This is a genomic window from Vibrio fortis, assembly GCF_024347475.1.
In the GTDB taxonomy this organism is placed as follows: Bacteria; Pseudomonadota; Gammaproteobacteria; order Enterobacterales; family Vibrionaceae; genus Vibrio; species Vibrio fortis.
Genome location: NZ_AP025487.1, coordinates 1,186,810 through 1,208,898 on the forward strand (window position 1 = coordinate 1,186,810; position 22,089 = coordinate 1,208,898).

Here is a 22,089-nt window from a genome sequence, read left to right on the forward strand (position 1 = left end):
AGTACAAGGATTAGTTATGCATCATTTCAATATACGCGCTTTGGAGTACCTCAACGGACTGTCGAAATACGGTTCATTACGTAAGGCCGCGAAAATGCTCAATGTCGACCCAGCCGCTATGAGTCGTATGTTGGGGCAACTGGAAGCTCAGGTTGAAATGAAAGTGTGGGAGCGTAATAACCGTCAATCGTATTTGACTGAGGCTGGCAATGAGTTGCTCAATCACTATCGCAACATAATTCGAAGTGAAGCGGCGGTACTTTCTCAGCTAACGAAATTGAAAAACTTAACGGGTGGTAGTGTTAGTATCGCAATCGGAGAGGGCTTCATTACGAACTTGGTTTCTAAGCCGATGGAAACCTTTATGACTCGTTACCCAGATATTAACCTATCGATTGAAATCGCTGGCGCACTAGACGCAGTTAAACTTCTTGAAGATCAGCAGATCGATTTTGCTATAACGTACGCTGCTGCACCACATCCCAAGTTACATACTCATGTTGAGCGAAGTCACCCATTAGAGCTCATTGTTCCCAAGGGACACCTATTAACTTTAAAAGATGAACCGACAACACTGCAAGATCTGCAAGCTTTACCTCTAGCGCTCATCGATAATTCGACCGGTATGGGGAGGCTTGTCCATCACGCGCAACAGGTGTCTCACGTGAGCCTATCACCAAAGCTACAGACTAATTCAGTGAGTGCATTGAAGAACTTTGTATCAGCTGGGCTGGGTGTCACGTTTATGCCTAAGCTAACGGTTTTAGATGAGGTTGAATCGGGTGAGATTGAGGTCGTGCCAACTGATCTTGAGATTTTGTCTAAAGCTCGAGTTAAAGTTCAGTCACTAAAAGGTCGAGCGTTAAGCCCTCAAGCGAGTACACTGCTTGATTTCTTAGTTGAAAACACCCACTTCCTTCGAAGCGATGCAAGTGGGTTGGTCCGATAGTATCTAAGCTGAAGTTGTGTCTTCGATGAGGTGCACGCTTAGTTCTTCTGGAAGATTACGATTATTGGTATAGACGCGATCAAAGCTATCTAGAGATGCGACTTTTAGAGCTGCGCAGCGGTCCCATTTGCTTGCATCGGCCACTAGCCAGCTTTCACGACAGTTGGTGATAATGGCTTTGGAAAGATCTGCCTCTACTTGCTCATGCTCCATCGCATAGTGGCTACTTGTTATAGAGCCACAACCACAGATGCCAATGTCGGCTTCAAAATCTGAGAAGAATTTAACCACACTACTGCCAACCAAGTCTTGATGCTCTCGTCGCAAAAGTCCGCCTGCCAAGTACACTTCAATCTGCTCATTGGCTTCTAATATACGTGCAACTTGCAGGTTGTTGGTAATAACACGCAGTGAGGGCTTAGCAAGCAAATATTGAGCAATTCGGGTGACCGTTGTTCCAATGCCCATCATTATGGTAGCGCCTTCCGGAATCGCTTTAGCGACAGCCATCGCGATGCTGTCTTTACTCTCTGATTCGACACCAGTACGGAAACGATAACTGGTATTGGTGAGTGCTGTTGGGAGGCTCACACCACCATGAACACGTCGCGCTAACCCTTGCTCACAAAGTTGGTTTACATCGCGTCTAATCGTTTGTGTCGTGACTTCAAACTGCTCCGCAAGATGGTCAATCTGAACATCTTGATTGGTTTTAAGAGTGGCAAGTATCAGTTTTTGGCGCTGGTTTAATTCCATATCGTTTCACTAAAATTGGTTTGGCATGTCGGTAATGATGTTATCGACACCCATCTCATAGAATCCTTTCGCTTTTGATGGCTCGTTGAGTGTCCATATCTTTAGAATTATACCCGATTCTTTTATCTCATTGGCGATAGAAATATCGAGTAGATGGTGGTCGATATGAATACTATAAAGCTCCAAACTTAAAAGGTTATTTAGGCTTTGTTGATCCCATTTATCGCAGATAAAACCACGTCTTACTTCGGGATAGTGTGTTTTACATTGTGCCAATACGTCCTGATTGAAACTAGAAAACAGCAATTTGCCTAACGGATAATTGATACGTTCAACGGTCGCAAGTACTTCATCGGTTAGAGCTTGAGTTGAGTGTTGGTTATAGACTTTTAATTCAAGGTTTAAAGTTACTTCAAGCTCCATACACTTGAGCATGGCTTCTTCCAAAGTGGGGATGGTGGTTCCCACAAACTCGCTATCAAACCAACTACCTGCGTCTAACTTCTTAATTTCGTCTAGTGTGAGGTCCGAAAGCTTACCCTCGCCATCGGTACAACGGTCAACGGTTTCATCATGGATAACGACTGGGATTTTATCGGCGGTTAGTTGCGTATCAATTTCTATCCACTTTGCACCTGCTTGAGCTGCGCGTTCAATACTGATGATTGTATTTTCCGGTGCTAAAAGGGCTGCACCTCGATGGCCAGTGATCATATCAATGTCTAATTGTTCATTTGAAATTTGAGTGAACATTATCGTTCTCTCGTTACAGATTTATTACTATCCAGATGAAATTTCGAACACAAAAGTCGCATTTTATGGACAAGATCATATTTCCTGCAATGTTCAAATAAACATTTTTATGTTCATATGAATGTAATAATTGAATCGCATACTCAACCAAAATTTAGCCTTCTATACTCAATTGAAGTAACACATCCAAAACAAAGGATTCAAAATGAAAAAGCTAATAGGAACAGTAATGACGGCTGCAGCGCTTCTTGTCGGTTGTGGTCAAGCAGATGAAGCCACAACAGAAGCAAAGCTTGAACCGATTGATATCAATATGAGCTTGGTGTTCACACAGAATGAGCTTCTAACGCAGGAGCTAGTAAAGGTAACGGACAAAATTCGTGAGCGTACGGATGGGTCGGTTAACATTAAAGTCTTCCCTGGAGGCCAACTGCCAGTTTACAAAGATAACTTGGAGCAAGTCGTCAACGGCGCGAACTGGATTGCTGTTGAAGATCTGACTTATCTTGGTGACTACGTTCCTGACTTTGCGGCACTTGCTGGCCCGATGTTGTACAACTCTTACGATGAATACCTAGCGATGATGGACACCGAGTATGTAGCAGGCCTTAAACAGAAAGCTGAAGAGAAGGGCATCAAGGTATTAAACGCGGACTATATGTTTGGTTTCCGTCATATGATCACGAATAAAGAGATCGTTAATTCTGCAGACATGGCGGGGATGCGTATTCGCGTACCACAAAGTCAACTGTTCATTAGTACACTCTCAGCAATGGGGGCAGCACCTGCTTCTCTTCCTTTCCCAGAAACATACGCTGGTGTTCAACAAGGCGTGGTTGATGGTCTAGAAGGTTCTATTCTGACGATGTACTCAACGAAGATCTACGAAGTTGCTAAGAACATGTCGCTCACTAAGCACTTCCTTGGCTCTGTTGGCATCTACATTTCCCCAACTTTGTGGGACAAGTTTACGCCAGAGCAACAAGCGATTATCAACGAAGAGCTAGAAGCGGGTGTTGAATCTAATACTCAAGAACTGGTTAAGCTTGATGAAGAGTATAAGCAGAAACTGGAAGAACTGGGTGTGACGTTCAATGAGGTGAACTCTGAAGAGTTTAACCAGCTGACGGCAGACGTTTACAACCAGTTCCCAACTTGGAGTGAAGGCGTTCACGCGACCATCATGAAAGAACTTGAGACGATTCGTGCGGCTCAATAACGACTAGAATTCCATTTGTTAATACTAGCGCCCTAATGGTTTGGGGCGCTTTATTCCTGTGTGCTCGTAGTATTTATGGTGAGCATATCTAGGAGGGGCTTTTGTTTTTATTAAGAAACCTTGAAGAAATCTTAGCGTCGATCTCCATTTCAATCACAGTGCTTGTGGTGATTGTAAACGTAGTTTTGCGTTATGGATTCGGCTTTGTTGTACCTTGGAGCGAAGAGCTCTCAGTGATCTGTTTTATCTGGGCTGTGTATCTAGGCATCAGCTCATGCTACAAGCACAAACTTCACATGGGCGTAGATGTCATAGTCGCCATGTTACCTACGCGACCTAAGCGCATTTTTAAGTTGGGAGTCTCTGTATTTCTATTAGGTATCAACATTTTAATGTCAGTGCTTAGTTACCAGTATTTGATGCTTTCTAGCAAAGTGACGCCAGTGATGGGCATGTCTTACTTTGCAATCAATGGGGTATTAGTGCTCAGTTTTTCCTTGATGGCTATCCACACAGTTAAGTTTATTGTGGACGATGTAGCTTCTCTAAAAAGTTCTAAGCAGTAGGTAATCTCAATGGAAAGCTATCTTCCAATTATTATTCTTTTTGTTCTTTTCCTACTAAATATTCCAATTGCATTTTCTTTGATATCGTCGGCAATGGTTTATTTCTTGTTTATCAACAACTCGATTCCCGTAACCTTGGTAATGCAAAGGTTCATCAGTTCGGCGGAGTCGTTTCCACTGTTGGCGATCCCTTTTTTCATCATGGTGGGATCGGTGATGAACTACGCGGGTATCAGCAAAAGTTTACTCGCGTTTGCCGACTCAATGATTGGCCATAAGACGGGCGGCTTGGCTCAGGTTAACGTGGCATTGAGTACGCTGATGGGTGGTATTTCCGGTTCTGCGAACGCCGATGCCGCAATGCAGTCAAAAATCTTAGCACCTGAGATGACCAAGCGCGGCTACGACTTACCGTTTACTGCGGCTGTGACCGCCGCATCTTCAAGTATTAGCCCAGTGATTCCACCTGGTATCAACTTGATTATTTTCGCGCTGTTGGCGAACGTTTCGGTTCATCAAATGTTTATCGCAGGTTATGTCCCCGCGTTTTTGATGGCTCTGTCTTTGATGGTCACGATTTGGTTTATTTCTCGTAAGCGCAACTACAAACCTTCACGCTCGAAACCAGCGACAGCAAAAGAACGTCTTCATTACTTCTTTAAGGCTGTACCCGCTCTGTTGATCCCGTTCGGCATCATTCTTGGTATGCGCTTTGGACTCTTTACACCGACGGAAGCTGGCGCTATTGCGGTTCTACTTTGCGTCATCATTGGTGCATTTATCTACCGTGAGTTGAGCTTCAAACACATTCCACAAATTATGCGAGAGACGGTTCAAGGCACCAGTAGTGTAATGTTCATCATCATTGGTGCGATGGTCTTTGGCTATTACATGACGCTGGAGCAAATCCCACATAACGTCGCATCGGCATTGATAGAGCTAACAGATAACAAACTGGTACTGCTGCTATTGATCAACGTGTTGCTGCTGGTGGTCGGTATGTTCATCGAAGGCGGTGCAGCAATGATTATCCTGACGCCTTTATTACTTCCTGCTGTATTGAATCTGGGGGTGAATCCGGTTCACTTCGGCATTATCGTGATCGTGAACATTATGATCGGTGGTGTAACTCCGCCATTCGGCTCCATGATGTTTACGGTGTGCTCGATATTGAAAGTCCGTATGGTCGACTTCGTTAAAGAAGTGGCTCCCCTGTTGCTAGCACTATTAGCGGTATTGATGTTACTGACGTTCTCTGAGAGCGTGGTGATGTTCCTGCCGAATTTGCTTTAACACTGTTTCGTTAATCATTATTTAGAGGTGTAAAAATGAATTCGGTCACGAATGAATTAAACCAGAGTTGGAAAGATGTAGATTGGGTTTTGACAGATGTCGATGACACATTGACGTGGAAAGGCGAACTGCCGCCAGAAACCCTCATCGCACTAAAAAAGCTTCGAGATTCGGGAAAAAAAGTGGTTGCTGTAACCGGTGCCTGCGCAGGGTGGTGCGATCATATTGCACAGCTTTGGCCTGTCGATGCGGTGCTTGGTGAAAACGGCGCGTTCATTATGGAAAAGAAGGGGGGGTATTTAACACTGCGCTCAGATGTTCCAATGACAGTCATCAGTGAGAAACAACAACAACTGAAGCAACAAGTTTTGGACATATTGAAAGACTACCCAGACTTGGAATTAACATTGGATCAGTCTTATCGATTGTGTGAAGTAGCAATTGACATTGGTCAGAATAGAGCGCGTGTCAGTGAGTGTGTTATTGAAGACGTCGTTGCCAAAATCCATGCATTAGGAGCGCATGCCACCGCTAGCTCGATACATATCAATGCCTGGTATGGCGAACACTCTAAAAAAGCGACCGCGACGGCTTTCCTCAAGCAGAAAGGGCTGTCAGCCGAGGAGATACTCAAACACAGCTGTTATGTGGGAGATTCTATGAACGACCAATACATGTTTGAAGCCTTACCAAACAGCGTCGGTGTCGCAAATATTCAACACTATTGGCAACGCCTTGAACATCATCCTGTCGTTGTGATGACTCAACCTGGCGGTTATGGTTTTGCGGAGTTTACGGACAAGTTACTCGCGCTAAAATAGTAGATAGACATGCTCACCCCTTCATAGGCAAAAGTAAAACTACCCTTAAGGTGGTATCTGTAATTTCTGTCTATGAAGGAATATTTAGCTGAAAAGTTCATTTTCTATTGGTGTTTTACCAGGTTGCTTGTCTCGATTTAAATAGAACTTACTGATGATTAACCTTCTCACAAGAACCATATTCCCTTCTAAATTTATTATTACGCATACTTATTTTAAATGTCATTTGGTTTGATATTAATTTCATTTATATCATTAATAGGTCAAAAAATAGACATCACGTTCTCATAAAACCCACCACACCAATTATTTATAAAGTTGTAAGTAGTGATGTTTTTTTAAACATTATCGTGTTCATGTTGATCATTATTTTAATCAATGGTGCCAAATCAGCTGTCAATAGCTAAGTTGTTATTGAGTTGTATGTCTCATTTTAATTGAATAAATATCACGTATTTAGTTAAAAATATGTGATTTTTCTGAACTGATATTCAATTTTTTTAAGACTTTGTTCACGTTTTTATCAATGAAAATTAAAGGGTTATTGTGTGATTTATAATTTAAACTAACTGTTTCAAAATCAAGACTTTGTATTGTTTGTTTTATTAATTACTGGAAATTTTGTGTGTTTTTGATACTGAAAATCTATAAAAAATAAACATATTTCGCTTGAAAATGAATCGAAATATAAATTTGGTCATTTGAATGTTTAATTTTGTAGATATAACATTGCGACAAAATTTTTCGATATTGGTTCCAAATGTCTTCAAATAAAAAAATAGTTCGCTTTTTCATAGCGCTATTCGCGTTGCTTGTTCTTTCTGGCTGTCAATCGACAAAGCCTGAGTGGTACCTGAAGCCTCAGGCTGACAGTGGCGAGTACATTTATGCGGTTTCTCAAGCGCGAACTCTGTCTCATGCCAAGAAAATTGCTGTAAACAACATCAACGAAAAGTTATGGACCCAAGTTGAGTCATCTTTCTACATGAGAGACACAGTTCGAGAAACCAACGGTAAGGGTTTTTCAAATAGCCTAGTTGACAACAAAGTTAATACTAAGACTGAGTCATTGACGCTTAACGGTATTGAATATGTACAAATGGAAGAGAACGATCTTGGTGCATTTGTCGAAGTGCGTGTTAAACGTTCTCTCGTAACTCAACAGTTGATTCGCGAAATCAATGATCTTAACCGTAAGGCTCAAATAGAGCTTGATGCGCTCTCTCACGAAGATAAATTACTTTGGTGGTTAGACAACCGTAGTGTTTATCAAACCGAGCACGATGCTTCAGTGCGTATTGCAATGCTTTCATCTCTGAAGCCTAGTTATAAAGCTGACATCAACGCAATTGAACAGCTGACTATTACGCACCAAAAGCTAAGCAGTCAAATTAACATCCGCCTCTCGTCTGACAGAGAGTCAAGAAAAGCAATTGAACTTTTAGGGAATCAACTATCAGAGTTCAACATTGCGACATCTACTTCAAAGAACAAAAACCAAACGCATGTGTTGAAAGTGGATTCTGAGCGTCGAAGAAACAAAGTCGGTGATGCTTATATTTCAACCTTGGTCTCTAATATCAAAATTGTAAATAAGAAATCCAAAACAGTGTCACGTAGTGAAATTATCTCTACGGGTAACTCTGTTACTAGCTACAAATATGCCGACGAAGGGGCAGCTCGCCACTTTGATGAGCAAATAAAAGAGAAAGGGATTTGGACTGCGCTAGGCTTACTCAAATAGCGATCTTCTAGTCCTAGAAAAATAAATAAAATAAATATATTCGGAGCGAATAGATGTTAAAGAAAACGTTAATGGCTAGTGCAATAATTACTGGTTTGAGTGGCTGTGTTATTAAGGAGGATGTTGTTTGTACTCCTGACACGCGCGTTGAGATTGAAACTGCGGAAATCCAGTTACCGTCTTCAGATAACTTGAAGGTTGTTGTGCTTCCTGTTGATCTTGAATTTAAGAACTCTGCATCGAAAAAAATGCAGTCTGCTATGCGTAATGCATTAGAGACACAAATTGATGAAACAGGTGCAAACCTTGTTGATCGTAAAATTGCCAATAAAGCGAAAAGCGAGATTAAATTGGCTGAACAGAGCGGTCGTATGAGTACCAAAGGTGTGCCAATTGCTGATTTCGCGATTATTACCGAGATTACTCACGCTGACTTAACTACGAAATTCAGTGAGCGCGATACCTATAAAAATAAAGACGGTGAAACTAAAGAAATTCCACCGTCATGTAGCTACGACTTTGATGTTGAAGCTGTAGCAAAAGTTGTGGCACTGCCTAGTATGGAAGTGATGAAACGCATCAAACTAGAGGGCGACTTTTACTCATCAACAGAGACTAGTAACTCTCGCTGTCCTGTGAGCGAATCAGGTTATGGTTCGATGGCGGCTAAAGCTGCAGCGGAAGCGGTAAATCACTCGACTGAACTTAACAAAATGTTAGCTGCAAGTGCTCCGGTTTTAGAGATGCGCCAATGTGAAGTGGGTACTCAGGTACGCATTGCGATGGGTAAGCAGCACAAAATTAAACCAGGTGCAGATATTATATTCTCAAACGCTGTTAAGTCTTTAGAAGGTGAAACAGAGATTTACCCAATTGGTGAAGGCTACGTTGTAAACAACGAAATCAATGCTGTAACTGACAAGTATTCTTGGGTAATGATTGATGAAGAAGTCTCACTAAAAGTTAAGAGAGGCACAATGAGTAAGGTGGATGCATCAAGTCTTCAATGCGATATCACTGATTTAGAGTGTCATGAACAAAACCTTAGGAATAGCTTTTAATTTATGAAAAAACTACTTATTGCAACCTCATTGGTAACAGTACTGGCTGGTTGTCAGAGCAACAATGCAACGGTTAAAGAAGCGCAAAACTTTGCACCATGTACTTTCCCAGATGCTCCTACCGTATCAGCACCGGGTTGGATCTGTGATGTAATTCCTAGTGATATCGCTGTTGCCGCTAAAGGGTACTCTAAGAAGAGTGCTGCAGGCATGAGCGTAATGCGCAAAATTGCTGTGAATGATGCTCGCGTAAACCTAGCTGCCGAGTTTGAAACTGACGTGAGTAACCTATTCCAAGCAGCGACTGAAGGTGTGACTTCTACATCAGCTGCAGAAGGTGTAACGCTAGTGACTGAAGATGTTCAAGAGACATTCGAAAATATCACTAAGACAGTCGTGAATAAAACGCTAACTAACAGTCGTGTTATCGTAAGTCAAGCAAGCCCAACCGGTGGTTTATACGTTCTAGTGGGTATGGACCAAGCCGCATACGACGCGAACATGAATAAAGTAATCGATGAAGTTGGTGGTGAAGATTCTGCTCTTTGGGATCAATTCAACAACGAAAAAGCGGCAGCGGACCTTGCTGCAGCGTTCGATGCATTGAAAAAATAACCGCGAACGGAACCGCGATTAGTATTAGTGAAAAAGGCCGCCATTTGTGTGGCCTTTTGTCTCTATACACTCTGGGAGTGAACTATGTATAAAATGATCAATAAGACTGTTTTAGCTGTCGTTATCTCAGCAGCTATCAGCTCTCAAGCATTTGCTGTATCAGAAGATCAAAAGCAGCAGCTAAACAGCGCTATTGCTAAGGCGAGCCAGTCTCAAGAAGACAAGATCAAAGAGTTTCATGCTTACGTTAATGCCTACTTGGATGAATACGAAGCGTGGCGTGATGAATACACCAATAATCTTGATGAACGTCGAAGCGATCTCATCAAGACATGGGGTGAGGGGGAAGTTTCATCTCAAACTAAACAGGTGGATTATTCTCAAGACGATCAAGTAAAAACGGCTGTCGATTACGAAACCAATACAGCAACAGTCTCTGTGTTGGTGGATGAAGATAGTACTCCGGAAGAGATCGAAGCACTGGTAAAAAATATCCCTGTTGAGGTTGCGGGTCAAAATGTTGAACTCGCCAAACTCAAGGCGGAAGACCACGCCGTGCTTTATTCGTTGGAGAAAGAGCAAGAAGAGAAAAATTTCGTTATCCAGCAGACGCAGAGCCAGATGAATGAGCTGGATGTGCAAGCTGAGCGACTGATTTTGTCTGATACCGGCATTCCTGATTCTTTCATTTACCAGCGTGCTCACAACAAGAAAATGGCACTACTGGCAAAAGCTCAGGAGCGTATTGCTGCGCAAACCAAACTGTATGATGAAATGCGTGCAAAACATGGTATTGAAGTGAAGCGACCAGAGCCGGCCGTTGAGTTGGTGAAACCCGTTGAAAAAGTCGAAGTACCAAAAGAGGTCGCCAAGCTAGAGCCAACGCCTACAGAAAAGCAGCCAACGAAAGTAGTTGAAAAGGTCGTTGAAAAATCGCCACAGCCAGAAGTTGTAAAACCTAAACCTATTGTTGAAGTTGCAGCAGCTCCGGTTAAACCGAAAAAAGTCATCAGCTATAAAGTTAAGCTTCCTGAAAACAGCCTTAAGGCACGTGCGAGCAAGTACAGCACCTTAGCAGAGAAAGAGAGTAAAAACTGGGAGATTGATGCGGCGTTGATCATGGCAATCATGCACTCGGAATCGGCTTTCCGTCCGGATGCTAAATCACATGTGCCTGCGTTTGGTTTGATGCAAGTAGTCCCGACGAGTGCTGGTCACGACGTGAATAAACAAGTTCGCAACATCGATGCGCCGATGAAAGTGGCAGACCTATATCAGCCGGTTATCAACGTAGAAACGGGTACGGCTTACTTAGATATCTTGAACAGTAAGTATCTTCGCAAGATCAAGAATGACGAGAGTCGTTTGTATTGTGTCATTGCGGCTTACAACACTGGTGCGGGTAATGTAGCAAGAGCGTTTAACAAAGACCGTTCTACCAGTATTGGCAAAGCTTCGAAGGTCATCAACCAGATGACTCCTCAACAAGTTTATGACCATCTCGTGGTGAATCTACCGTACGACGAAACCAAAAATTACTTGAAGAAAGTAAACAGTCGTATCGCGTTATATAAGTAATAAATCAGGTAAGTAAAACAACAAGGTACATGTCACCCGGCATGTACTTTGTCTACCATTTAAGAATTGAGAGTAACAATGTTTAAAATTTTCGCTTTAGTATTTATCTGTTTCGGCATTTATTTAGGTCTTAATTACAGCGATGAAATTGAAAGTATCATGGATACCGATGCGTTTGAGCGAGTACAAGAGAAAGCTGAAGACGGTACAGATGCGTTAATGGACAAAATCGATGAGATCAAAGGTTAAAAATGTCTGAAGAACAAAACAAGGAAATTCAAAAAGATATTCAGGAAGAGTTACAAGAGCTTCAAGACACTCAAGAGTCTCTGTTGGAAGAGCAGAAGAAGGGCGGTATAGCTCGCACTATTGGTCTAGTGTCGGTGATTTCCATTGCTTTGGGCGGCTTCAATGACAGTTTTGATGCATTGGAGAAGATGTTCGATTTTGGTCTGTCTCAAATGACAGATATCCCGTCACATAGAAAGCTAGATAAAATTTATATTCGTTCATCTGCTGAGACGTTAGATCAAACATTTGGTGCGCCAGTTTATATTAAACGAGCGTCAACGGATGACGTCATCAAGTACTACCAAGACGATAATTTCATCCTTTCTGCCATTACCCGAGACAATGCGATCGTCGCTTATCTTGTTTTCCCAAATGAAGGCTTCGCGCCAGAAACGCTAGAGCATGCGGGTGGTTCGGAGTTCTTTGCTAAAACGTTTAGTTCAATCGAGAGTGTGAATGAGATCCGCGCATCGTTTGCAAGAACAGGTAACTACTACATTGAAGAGAATAATGGTGGCGAATTTGGCTACTTGTATTCTTCTATCAGTGGTGCAAGTGAGTTTATCTCACCTATGTCACAAGAAAACAGGAAGTTACTTTCTGAAGTGGTGGATGCACTGACAATGGATGATAACATTGTCGAAAGCGTACAATCTTTGCGCAAAAATGCGAAGCCGAATTTTTATGGATACAGCACCTTAGGTGTGGGTGCTTTAGAAGAAGCAATTCTATCTAATACTGAGTACCGACTAATTCATAAGATTTAGAACCTCTTATTTTCTCTAGCCTCTTCTGAGGCTAGTTTTCAATGGGCGATTTCAAAATGGCAAATATTGAATTTGAAGCTTTCTTAGACAAGCTGAAAGCGAATAAAAGAGTGATTGTGCAGGCTCATGATTTTCCAGACCATGACGCGATCTCCTCTGCTTATGCGCTGGCTTACCTGCTTAAAAACCAAGGCTTGAATCCGTTCATCACCTTTAAAGGGCACATCGATAGAGTGTCACTGAGAAATCTTATCGATTGGCTCGAAATACCAGTATATAAACCCGAAGATCTACGTTTGAAGCCGGACGATAAAATCATTGTGGTTGATGGTTGTATTGGTGAGAAGAACATTACTGATTTCACTGGTGAGGAAGTCGGTGTTATCGACCATCATCAGGTGGAAGCGCCGGAGTCGGTTTGGTATAGCGATATTCGATCTAATTATGGTGCTACTGCCACTATCATGGTTGAGTACTATCAATATTTTTCCATTGATATGCCTAAGCGTGTGGCGACTGCATTGTTGGTCGGTTTGAGTTTTGATACCGCCAACTTCACCCGAAGCGTAGGGGCTTCAGATCTTAAGGCGCTTGCGTACCTGCAAGCCAAAGCCGACAACGCGATCGTGAATAAGATTTGTCGAAACCAAGTTCAATTTGAAGAGCTGAAGCTGTTCAATTCAATGCTTGCCGGTATGCGTCGCGAGAAAAATGCTGCTTTTGCTGTACTTCCTGAAGGATGTCCTAAAAACATGCTAGGTGTACTGGGTGACTTTCTTTTGAGCGTTGATGAGCTTGATATTATTGTGCTTACCGCGAGAACGAGCGATAAAACGTTTATTTCACTTCGCTCGGAGTGCTCTGAAAATAATGTCGCCAAGGTTATTCAAAAAGCCTTGAATGAAAAAGGCATTGGTTTTGGTGGTGGACATCCACATATGGCTGCGGGGATGATTCCAAGGAAGTTTCGAACAGGAGAAGAGCTTGATTGCCTGTATGAGCTAATTCGTCCGAGCCTTGTTCTGGATGCCGCTAAAGCATCATAATTTTACGTTCTTTACCGTCTTTATTGTTACCTTACTAAGTTTGTTGACACCGCTGATAACATAAACTTCAGCGGTGTTTTTGTATTCTGAAACCGTAATTTTGCGTAGGAAAAAGCCACATAATCAGTGTATTAGGTGGTTAAGATCTCTAAATGACTTTTAGTCAACGCTCTCAAGCTTGTCAAGTCAACACCTGATTCATAAAGTGTCCCCAAGTTACGAAAATGTTGCTAAAACAGGGGCAGGGCAATGGAAGTGATTGTAATTGGTAGTGGTGTAATTGGATTGACCAGTGCTTGGTACTTGGCCAAAGAAGGGCACAAGGTAACGGTGATCGATCGTCAAGATAGCAGTGGTAAAGAGACCAGTTTTGCCAATGCAGGTCAAATCTCTTATGGCTATTCTTCTCCTTGGGCTGCACCTGGGATTCCCGTTAAGGCTCTCAAATGGTTGACGCAAGAGCATGCACCGCTGAAAGTGAAACCTTCACTCTCGCCCGCTTTGATTCAATGGGCAACTCAGATGTTGTCCAACTGCAGCCCAGCCAAATATGCGATCAATAAAGCTCGCATGTTACGCATTGCGAATTACAGTCGAGATTGTTTAACTGAGCTGCGTGAAACTGAAAACCTTGACTATGAAGGCCGTCAGCAAGGAACGCTGCAAGTGTTCCGTGATGCTAAGCAGCTAGAAGCGATTCAACAAGACATGAAACTGCTCAAAGAGAGCGGCATTGAGCACTCTTTGTTAAGTGTTGAGGAGTGCATTAAGGTCGAACCGGGGCTTGAATCCGTTAAAGATAAGCTTGTAGGTGGGTTGTATTTACCGGGAGATGAAACGGGTGATTGCCACAAGTTTTGTATTGAGCTGACTGAAAAAGCCAAAGCCTTGGGTGTTGAATTTAAGTTTGATACTGAAGTGCACTCGCTGAACCGTCAAGGCTCATCGTTAACCAGCATTAACACCAGTGCTGGCGAGTTGAAAGCGGATGCTTTTGTTTTGGCGACGGGAAGCTATTCGACCGAGCTTTTGAAACAGATCGATATTGATGTGCCTGTTTACCCTGTGAAAGGTTATTCGTTAACACTGCCGATCATCAACGCAGACAAAGCGCCAACCTCAACCGTGATGGATGAAACCTACAAAGTCGCGATGACACGCTTTGATGATCGCATTCGTATTGCAGGGACTGCCGAGCTGGCTGGTTTCAACTTCGATATACCAGAGAAACGTAAAGCCACCATTGATATGGTTATTAAAGATCTCTTTCCAGAGGCTGGCGATCACGCGAAAGCCGAATACTGGACTGGGTTAAGACCTATGACGCCAGATGGCACGCCAATCATAGGTAAGACGCCGGTAGGCAACCTGTACACCAACACCGGTCATGGGACTTTGGGTTGGACCATGGCATGTGGTTCAGGAAAAATTCTTGCGAGTGTGGTGAGTGGAAAAGTACCAGAAGTTGAAAGTGGCGATCTGAGTGTATCTCGATATCAGTAAAATCTTGTAGATACGCGATTCGAAAAACTCGGTGAAACAATGAGATATAAAAAGCGCCTTCAATATATTTGAAGGCGCTTTTCGTATTTTGGGGCTCTTTAATTGAGTTATTGTGTAGCGGAAGCAAGCACTTCGGTAAAGCGAGCCCAAGACTTTTGGTCGGCTTCGAGCTGATAGTTCATAGAGCCAAACACTGTGAATGCATGAGGAGCGCCGCTGTACGTCAGCATTTCATGTTCGACATTCGCCGATTCCAGTTGCTCAGCCAGATTTCCGAAATCCGCCATTGAGATCATAGCATCCGCAGTTCCATGGAAAATGACAACCTGAGATGGTGTTTGGGAGTAGTCTTGTCCCTCGGGTGTTGATAGCCCACCATGAAAAGAGACATAAGCCTTAGATGGAATGGCGGCTCGGGCAGCTTCTAATACAGCAGCACCTCCAAAACAGTACCCCATCATGACATTGTTATCGAGGTTGCCACCTAGTTTCTCTGCTTGAGCGGCCGCACCAATGAGCAATGAACGCATCTTTTCACGGTCTTTGTAGAGCTCACCTGTGTGTTGTTTCTTGTCTTTCACTTCGGTAGGACGAATGCCTTTGCCGAAAAGGTCTACAGCAAATACGTTGTAACCAAGTTCATTGAGCATCTCTGCTCGCTTTTTTTCATAGTCAGTCAAGCCATCCCAATCATGCACAAGTAGCACCAATGGTGCGTTGTCACTGGATTCACTCCAATAGCCTTCGTATTCAAGACCATCCACCGTATAAGGTATATTTTCTCCGGCCATTAGAGGGGCACAAAGAGCTGCACTGAGTAAAGATAGAGCGGTTCGAATTTGCATAGTTCCTTCCTGTCGGTATTTTCCTATTGGAAAGTATAGGAAAGAACTATATTGCTGCATGAAGGATGAGATAAAAACGAGATATTACTTCTACCGCTAAGCCTAGAACGACTACCAATCTAGCGTCTGACTGGCCGTGATATCTGGGTATTTACGCTGATAGCGGGGCAACATAGATTCATTGCCGAGCAAGCCGCCTTGATGAATATAGATAAGTGTTTTTTCTGGATTGTTTTGTTGCCACTGTTCCAAACATTGCCACATCAAAGGGTCGTAGAGTAGATCAAACTCCACATCGGTCTCTTCTAGAAGGTCGAGCCACATTTGGTAATCTCGTTGATAGAGTTTTCCAAAGTGATGTTTAGATTCTAAAGGTAGAATCTCAGGATGGTCGTCTTCACCTAACTCGTCAAACTGTTTTGTCAGGTAGTCATTACCGCCAACACAAGCACAAGTGATGACCGGAATATTGTGTACTTTAAGGTGTTTATGAAGATAAAGGGCAGTACTCCCAGTACCAGCTGGTAGCGCAACGACAAAATCGTGTTTCGGCTCGAAGCGTGTCCAACTTAAGATCTCCATAGCGAGCTGTTTGACGCCATATTCAGACATTTTGCTGCGTCCGCCTTCTGGCAATACGATACATTCAGGTCCTGGCTGTCTGATTTGCTCGATGTACGCTCTTGGATGAAGATCGCTAGCGACCACTTGCATGCTGATCACTTTGGCACCAAGGTCTAATGCACCTCGGTAGTTTCCTATCGGTTTATCAATGAGCCATTGGGGTAAATGGTCAACGTAAAACTCCAGCTTCCACCCCTTAATTTTCGCTAATGCCGCCAACGATAATAGCGAGTTTGCTTGCGCTGAACCGTAACAGATCAAGGTATCTATGTTTGAGTGCTCTTCTTCGAGTAATTGCATGAATTTGCGAGCTTTGTTGCCGCAGAAATGTGAGTGCAATTGGTCATCACGCTTTAAGAAGAAAGTGCGGCCATTAAACTGGTGTTGGGTGATAGGGCTGTTGTTGAGTTTCATGTTGAGTAGGTGCCAAGGGACACTTGTTGAACATTTGGGACGCGCAGTATCCGGCAACTGATTGAGCAAGTAAACCGATTGAATCAAAGTTTGGGTGGATGAGCTACCCAAACATTGAAACTTGTGTTTATTCTAAGTGAGACGAGGTGTTCGCAGGTTGGTCAAACACTACCAGTGCCACACAGCCACCGTTTTGATGATTGATGAGTTCAAAGTCCCAGTTGTATCGACTACATAAATCATCGACGATCAGTAGACCTAGGCCATGTCCACTTGGGTTGTATTGTTCGGTGAGACCTTCTCCTTGGTCATGGATACTGATCAAATGTTGGGTCAGAGTGATTGTAACTTTGCCATGGTTGGTGGCAGCAATGGCATTTCTCAGCAGATTGCCAATCAACATGTTAAGAATCGCACTGGTGGCACGAACACTCGGTTCGCCTTCCACTTCTAGTTCAACATTAATTTGTTTTTCATTCGCTTGTGCGGAGTTTTTAGCGATGATCTGCTCTAACTCTTGCTGAGTAAAGAGTCGAATTGGTGCGTCATCCTGATTGCGTTCATAGCGTACCAACCCTAAAAGGGCGTCGACCATTTCTGACATCTGAGCAACGGCATCGTCAACGCGTTTTACTTGGCGATGTTGGAACTCAGTCATTTGGCTGCGTAGAAGTAGTTTGTTAGAGCCTCGCGCAACCGTAAGCGGCGTGCGCAATTCGTGGCTAGAGTAGCGAGCAAAAGCTTGTTCTCGTTTTACTAGTGCATTGATTTCACTTCGATAATCATTAAGTTGATTGGTGAGCTGACGAAACTCAATGGCTGCACTGTCTTGAACTTTAAACTCTTGGTTTAGGTTACTCTTGTTGCTCTCTAGTTGTCTTGCCAAAGAGTTGAAGGGCTCAATGAGACGTTGAGACAGTCGGTATAAAAGAGCGCCGAAGCTGAAGATCAAAACCGCTAACAAGGTGAGAACAAGAGTGGTTGCATAAAATAACTCTGTGACATCAAATTCAATACGATCAATCTCTGAGAGTAATATAAGAGGGTAGGTAACGCCTTCATGCGAATACTCGCCCACATAGACCATACGCGAATGGGGTTCGTCACCCACTTCACCAAGAAATGTATCTTTATCTCCGATAAAACGCTGATAGCGTTCAGGAATGAGACTGCGGTCATTGTAAGCAATGGTTAGGTCGTCAATGCGTATTTTTCCATTCGCTCCCGCTTCAAATAAACTCACTGCATAATTACGGTCAATTAGGATACGTCGTTCACCAACGCGGTCTTCCGATTGGTACATAGCAACAAGAAAAACCGCATAGACGAAGGCGGTGATGATTACGGCCATCAACCCAAAGAAAAGCGCTAAACGACCAGTTAGACTTTTGGTGCTATTGAGTACATTGAGGATCACGAATTCGACTCCAATCTAAAACCGACTTTAGGCACGGTAATCAGCATTTGTTGGTCAAAGGGTTTGTCTAACTGATTTCTTAATTGGTAGATGTGGCTACGCAGTACGTCATTGTTTGGCTCGTCTTCTTCCCAAAGTTTATAAGAGATGTCTTCGCGAGTAACGACATCCGGTGCACGCTTACACAGCATCTCAAGGATGGTGTAAGTGGTTGGATTGAGGGCTAATAATTTGTCCTGTCGATAAGCTTTACGTGTCTTTTGATCAATGCTGATTTCACCAAATACCAACTTGCTGGATGCCACCGTGCCGTGGTACCTGCGAACCAAGGCTTTCATTCTCGCTTCAAGAATATCGAGGTCGAACGGTTTGGTGAGGTAATCATCGGCCCCATGTTCAAAACCTGCGAGCATATCGTCTCGGCTGTCTAGGGCTGTCAGCATTAGAATCGGGGTCGTGTTTCCGTTCTCACGCAGTTTATTACATACGGTTAGGCCATCCATGCGCGGTAACATCAGGTCTAGGATAATGATGTCGAACGAGTTATCTGTGGCGAGTTGTAATCCAAGCTCACCGTTATCGGCGTAATCGAGCTCCATACCAATGCACTCAAAATAGTCGAACAGCACACCAGCGATTTCACGGTTATCTTCAACCAACAGAACACGTTTCATTTTATTACCCATAAGCACTTATTTTGTTATAGCGATCATCCTGAATTGACGTGAAAAATATGTCAACAACATAACTTTCATGGATGGGAAGCTAGTCTGCTACGGAATCAAAAAATAGAAGACCGTATTATGACTGAACTTCATATCAACTCGCGCCGCTCACGCGAGCCTCAAATTAGCCCAGCAATTTCGCTGTCTATTATTGTGCCTTTCTTCAATGAAGAGGAAGTGTTGCCCGAATTCCACTCACGCTTAACCAGAGTGCTTGATGAGTTACCTATCTCTAGCGAGATTGTTTATGTCGATGATGGCAGCAAAGACAATAGCTTGGCTCTGGTGGAGTCGTTCAAGTCAATTGCGAGCTCGATTTCAGTGATCGGTTTATCACGTAACTTTGGTAAAGAGTCGGCGATGAGTGCAGGTTTAGAACACTGTCGTGGCCAAGCGGTAATTTTATTGGATGCGGATCTACAAGACCCACCGGAACTGATTCCAGATATGGTTTCTAAATGGCGAGAAGGCTATGACGTGGTCAATATGCAGCGCAGTCAACGTGACGGCGAAACCTGGTTTAAGAAGTTTTCTGCAGCAAGCTTTTATCGTGTCATGAATGCCGCAGCGAAGATCGATGTTCCTGAAAATGTTGGCGATTTTCGTTTACTAAGCCGTGAGGTTGTTGACCATATTAATCAACTACCAGAGCGTAATCGATACATGAAAGGTATTTTCTCGTGGCCAGGATTCAAGCAAACCACCGTCCAATTTAAACGTGATGCGCGCTTTTGTGGTGAGACCAAGTGGAACTATCTCAAGCTACTTGGCTTGGCAATGGATGGCATTACCTCATTTTCAATTCGACCACTGCGCATTGCAACCGCGCTCGGCAGCATGGTCGCTCTGAGTGCCTTTGTTTACGGCATGTTTATCATCTTTAAAACATTGATGTTTGGTGAGCCGATTACTGGTTACCCGTCGATGATGGTTGTCCAACTTGCACTTGGCGGTATCCAGCTTCTTAGTATCGGTCTTATGGGTGAATACATTGGCCGTATCTTCATCGAAACCAAGAATCGTCCTTTGTATCTCATCCAATCTGTTGTCGATAAACCGGCACTGAAAACAACGTATAAATTAGAGGAATCAGCATGAGCCTGAACAGAACGCACCTGTGGTATTTATTAGCCTTTGCGCTAATTCTTAGGTTGCTGTCACTGGCGACGTATCCGTTGATGGATACCACCGAGGCACGCTACGGCGAAATGGCTCGCTTGATGGTCGAAACCGGAAACTGGCTCACACCCCAGTTTGATTATGGCGTACCTTTTTGGGGCAAGCCGCCACTGTTTACGTGGATGAGTGCTGCGGGCATTGAGCTATTTGGCCTGAGTGAGTTTGCAGTTCGTGCTCCTCACTGGTTAGCGGGTGTATTCACTATTTTATTGATTGCGTATTTCGCTAAACGTACCGGGAAGAGCGCATTAGTTGCAGCTGTAGTTCTTGCAACGTGCGGTATTTTCTCGATTGCGGCAGGTGCCGTGATGACGGATATTGCCCTAACGTTGGCGATGACTATTGCTATGTTGGGCTTCTACCTGTGTTGGAAAGGGGAAGGTAGTCAGCGTACGAATAATGCTTGGGGTTATGTTGGCTTTGTTGGTCTTGCTTGCGGTTTACTTGCGAAGGGGCCTGTCGCGATTGTGATCATGGGGATCGCGGTTTTCCCGTGGCTTGTTCTACAACATGGTTTGATTGGCGCATTCAAAGCACTGTGGCAGCGTTTTCCAATTGTCTCTGGTTTAGCGTTAATGCTGGCGATTGCTCTGCCTTGGTACATCATGGCTGAAATGGCGACACCGGGCTTCATTGATTACTTTATCGTGGGTGAGCACTTTAAGCGTTTTGTCGTGAGCGGTTGGGAAGGTGATCTATATGGTTCAGCGCACGATGAAGCCAGAGGCATGATCTGGGTATTCTGGATTCAGGCTGCAGCGCCTTGGTCGATTGTATTGCCGATATTAGCATTTGCTCGTCGTCAAAAGATCAAAGAGCAGAATCAAACCCACAGCGGCTTATTCTCGTTTCTAATCTGCTGGCTAATATCACCACTGCTGTTGTTCACTATGGCGGGAAATATACTGCCAGCTTACGTATTGCCGGGTATTCCTGCATTAGGCTTGTTGGTGGCGATGCTGGTGGTTGAGAAAGACAAGAAATGGTTCTCAAGTGTGGCGTTGGTTCTGCCCGTACTTCTGATGATTGCGATGGTTTATTTGAACTTGGGCAAGGCGAATGAAAAGAGTGACCGTATTATTTTCAACCATATCGAGGATGATGCGCCAAGTTATTATATTGGTAAGCGTCCTTTCTCTGGTCAGTTCTATAGTTTAGGGCAAGCCAAAAAGATCACTGATATCTCAGAGGCCGACACTAGCAGCAAGTTTTATCTGATTGGTAAGAAGGCTCAAGTTGAGTCGGTCATTGCAGAAAATGCATTGAGCTGTCTTCTAGAGCCCGTTGATAAGCAGAAACGAGCACTATTTAGCTGCAAACCACTGAGTCAGAACGTTAATGTTGAACCGGTCGCAGTAAAGATTCTTGATGAAAACGCGATTTCACTTTAGAACAATGGCCTCAAGTGTGGAGAGATTATTGAGGCCTCATCATCAACTGATTAAATTCGCCTGTGTGGGAGCGGGTGGATTCGTCGTAGATTGTGCCGCTTTCGCGTTGTTTCATTTTGTTGGTGATGTGTCAGTGATGTGGGCGAGGGTATTGGCTTTTTTTGTCGCAGCAACCAGCACTTGGCTTGGTAACCGAGTCTTGACGTTCGAGTACCAAGGGACAGGGGCACGTAGAGATGACCTCAAACAATGGCAAAAATTCATGGCCTCTGCGATGTTATCAGCCGCACCCAACTTAATCTGCTTTAAGGCTCTCACATTAATACTGCCTGAATTCAATGGTTCGCTGTTTTTGGCGATGGCGATTGGGGTATTGATTGGGATGGTCAGTAACTACTTACTTAGCAAAGCTTGGGTGTTTAAACAGACTCAAGCTTAGTGCTTCAGCTTCGTCAGAGAAACAAAAAAGTCCAAGTGGGGAATCACTTGGACTTTTGTTGTTTAAGGTGAGCGGTTCTCGGTCAGTTACTGA

General features: G+C 43.6%; 22 protein-coding genes. 16 read left to right on the forward strand and 6 right to left on the reverse strand.

Going from position 1 to position 22,089, the window contains the following annotated elements; genetic code table 11:
* The first annotated feature begins 16 nt into the window (after positions 1–16).
* Positions 17–949 carry a LysR family transcriptional regulator gene (locus tag OCV50_RS05380; RefSeq protein ID WP_239840627.1) on the forward strand — a complete coding sequence of 311 codons (933 nt, stop codon included), beginning with the start codon at positions 17–19 and terminating at the stop codon, positions 947–949.
* 3 nt (positions 950–952) lie between these two features.
* Here OCV50_RS05380 and OCV50_RS05385 read toward each other — a convergent pair whose 3' ends face one another.
* Together OCV50_RS05385 and OCV50_RS05390 are read right to left on the reverse strand one after the other, a co-directional pair.
* Positions 953–1,705 carry a DeoR/GlpR family DNA-binding transcription regulator gene (locus tag OCV50_RS05385; protein ID WP_261903896.1) on the reverse strand — a complete coding sequence of 251 codons (753 nt, stop codon included), beginning with the start codon at positions 1,703–1,705 and terminating at the stop codon, positions 953–955.
* A gap of 9 nt (positions 1,706–1,714) precedes the next feature.
* The gene (locus tag OCV50_RS05390) at positions 1,715–2,419 is read right to left on the reverse strand and encodes a glycerophosphodiester phosphodiesterase family protein (protein WP_261904126.1); all 705 of its coding nucleotides are present in this window, start codon (positions 2,417–2,419) and stop codon (positions 1,715–1,717) included.
* Positions 2,420–2,663: 244 nt separating this feature from the next.
* Here OCV50_RS05390 and OCV50_RS05395 point away from each other — a divergent pair, with 244 nt between their 5' ends.
* From OCV50_RS05395 to OCV50_RS05450, 12 genes are all read left to right on the forward strand, one after another.
* Entirely contained in the window at positions 2,664–3,677 is a 1,014-nt protein-coding gene (locus tag OCV50_RS05395) for a C4-dicarboxylate TRAP transporter substrate-binding protein (RefSeq protein WP_239840629.1), read from the forward strand.
* A gap of 101 nt (positions 3,678–3,778) precedes the next feature.
* Positions 3,779–4,243, forward strand: coding sequence for a TRAP transporter small permease (locus OCV50_RS05400; RefSeq protein WP_239840630.1), 465 nt, complete (start codon positions 3,779–3,781; stop codon positions 4,241–4,243).
* A gap of 9 nt (positions 4,244–4,252) precedes the next feature.
* Positions 4,253–5,536: a TRAP transporter large permease gene (locus OCV50_RS05405; RefSeq protein WP_261903897.1), complete on the forward strand. Its 1,284-nt coding sequence runs from the start codon at positions 4,253–4,255 to the stop codon at positions 5,534–5,536.
* A gap of 35 nt (positions 5,537–5,571) precedes the next feature.
* A complete protein-coding gene (locus tag OCV50_RS05410) occupies positions 5,572–6,357 on the forward strand; it encodes an HAD-IIB family hydrolase (RefSeq protein ID WP_261903898.1) in 786 nt (261 codons plus the stop codon).
* A 760-nt stretch (positions 6,358–7,117) separates the two neighbouring features.
* A complete protein-coding gene (locus OCV50_RS05415) occupies positions 7,118–8,101 on the forward strand; it encodes a hypothetical protein (RefSeq protein ID WP_261903899.1) in 984 nt (327 codons plus the stop codon).
* Positions 8,102–8,172: 71 nt separating this feature from the next.
* The gene (locus OCV50_RS05420) at positions 8,173–9,162 is read left to right on the forward strand and encodes a hypothetical protein (protein WP_239840634.1); all 990 of its coding nucleotides are present in this window, start codon (positions 8,173–8,175) and stop codon (positions 9,160–9,162) included.
* A gap of 3 nt (positions 9,163–9,165) precedes the next feature.
* Positions 9,166–9,777 (forward strand): lipoprotein, encoded by a 612-nt coding sequence (locus tag OCV50_RS05425; protein WP_239840635.1) that lies wholly within the window; start codon positions 9,166–9,168, stop codon positions 9,775–9,777.
* Between the two features lie 84 nt (positions 9,778–9,861).
* Positions 9,862–11,355 (forward strand): transglycosylase SLT domain-containing protein, encoded by a 1,494-nt coding sequence (locus OCV50_RS05430; protein WP_261903900.1) that lies wholly within the window; start codon positions 9,862–9,864, stop codon positions 11,353–11,355.
* Positions 11,356–11,433: 78 nt separating this feature from the next.
* Positions 11,434–11,604: a hypothetical protein gene (locus tag OCV50_RS05435; RefSeq protein ID WP_239840637.1), complete on the forward strand. Its 171-nt coding sequence runs from the start codon at positions 11,434–11,436 to the stop codon at positions 11,602–11,604.
* Positions 11,605–11,606: 2 nt separating this feature from the next.
* A complete protein-coding gene (locus OCV50_RS05440) occupies positions 11,607–12,413 on the forward strand; it encodes an ETEC_3214 domain-containing protein (protein WP_261903901.1) in 807 nt (268 codons plus the stop codon).
* A gap of 56 nt (positions 12,414–12,469) precedes the next feature.
* Positions 12,470–13,459 (forward strand): DHH family phosphoesterase, encoded by a 990-nt coding sequence (locus OCV50_RS05445; protein ID WP_261903902.1) that lies wholly within the window; start codon positions 12,470–12,472, stop codon positions 13,457–13,459.
* Between the two features lie 249 nt (positions 13,460–13,708).
* The gene (locus OCV50_RS05450; RefSeq protein WP_261903903.1) at positions 13,709–14,962 is read left to right on the forward strand and encodes a D-amino acid dehydrogenase; all 1,254 of its coding nucleotides are present in this window, start codon (positions 13,709–13,711) and stop codon (positions 14,960–14,962) included.
* 107 nt (positions 14,963–15,069) lie between these two features.
* On the opposite strand, the gene OCV50_RS05455 is transcribed toward OCV50_RS05450, so the two are convergent.
* The 4 genes from OCV50_RS05455 to OCV50_RS05470 all read right to left on the reverse strand — a co-directional run bounded on the left by OCV50_RS05455 (position 15,070) and on the right by OCV50_RS05470 (position 18,936).
* Positions 15,070–15,807, reverse strand: a complete 738-nt coding sequence (locus OCV50_RS05455) for a dienelactone hydrolase family protein (protein ID WP_261903904.1) — start codon at positions 15,805–15,807, stop codon at positions 15,070–15,072.
* A gap of 111 nt (positions 15,808–15,918) precedes the next feature.
* A complete protein-coding gene (locus tag OCV50_RS05460) occupies positions 15,919–16,845 on the reverse strand; it encodes a pyridoxal-phosphate dependent enzyme (RefSeq protein WP_261903905.1) in 927 nt (308 codons plus the stop codon).
* 127 nt (positions 16,846–16,972) lie between these two features.
* A complete protein-coding gene (locus OCV50_RS05465) occupies positions 16,973–18,262 on the reverse strand; it encodes a sensor histidine kinase (RefSeq protein ID WP_239840643.1) in 1,290 nt (429 codons plus the stop codon).
* Positions 18,259–18,936 carry a response regulator transcription factor gene (locus OCV50_RS05470; RefSeq protein ID WP_239840644.1) on the reverse strand — a complete coding sequence of 226 codons (678 nt, stop codon included), beginning with the start codon at positions 18,934–18,936 and terminating at the stop codon, positions 18,259–18,261. Before OCV50_RS05470 ends, OCV50_RS05465 begins: the two co-directional genes overlap by 4 nt.
* 129 nt (positions 18,937–19,065) lie before the next feature.
* Here OCV50_RS05470 and OCV50_RS05475 point away from each other — a divergent pair, with 129 nt between their 5' ends.
* The 3 genes from OCV50_RS05475 to OCV50_RS05485 are packed head-to-tail and all read left to right on the forward strand — an operon-like array spanning position 19,066 to position 21,996.
* Positions 19,066–20,085, forward strand: a complete 1,020-nt coding sequence (locus OCV50_RS05475; protein WP_261903906.1) for a glycosyltransferase family 2 protein — start codon at positions 19,066–19,068, stop codon at positions 20,083–20,085.
* Complete coding sequence (locus tag OCV50_RS05480; protein ID WP_261903907.1) at positions 20,082–21,557, forward strand: ArnT family glycosyltransferase; 1,476 nt, start codon at positions 20,082–20,084, stop codon at positions 21,555–21,557. The genes OCV50_RS05475 and OCV50_RS05480 overlap by 4 nt, the downstream gene beginning before the upstream one ends.
* Positions 21,535–21,996 carry a GtrA family protein gene (locus tag OCV50_RS05485; protein WP_261903908.1) on the forward strand — a complete coding sequence of 154 codons (462 nt, stop codon included), beginning with the start codon at positions 21,535–21,537 and terminating at the stop codon, positions 21,994–21,996. Before OCV50_RS05480 ends, OCV50_RS05485 begins: the two co-directional genes overlap by 23 nt.
* Positions 21,997–22,089 lie beyond the last annotated feature (93 nt).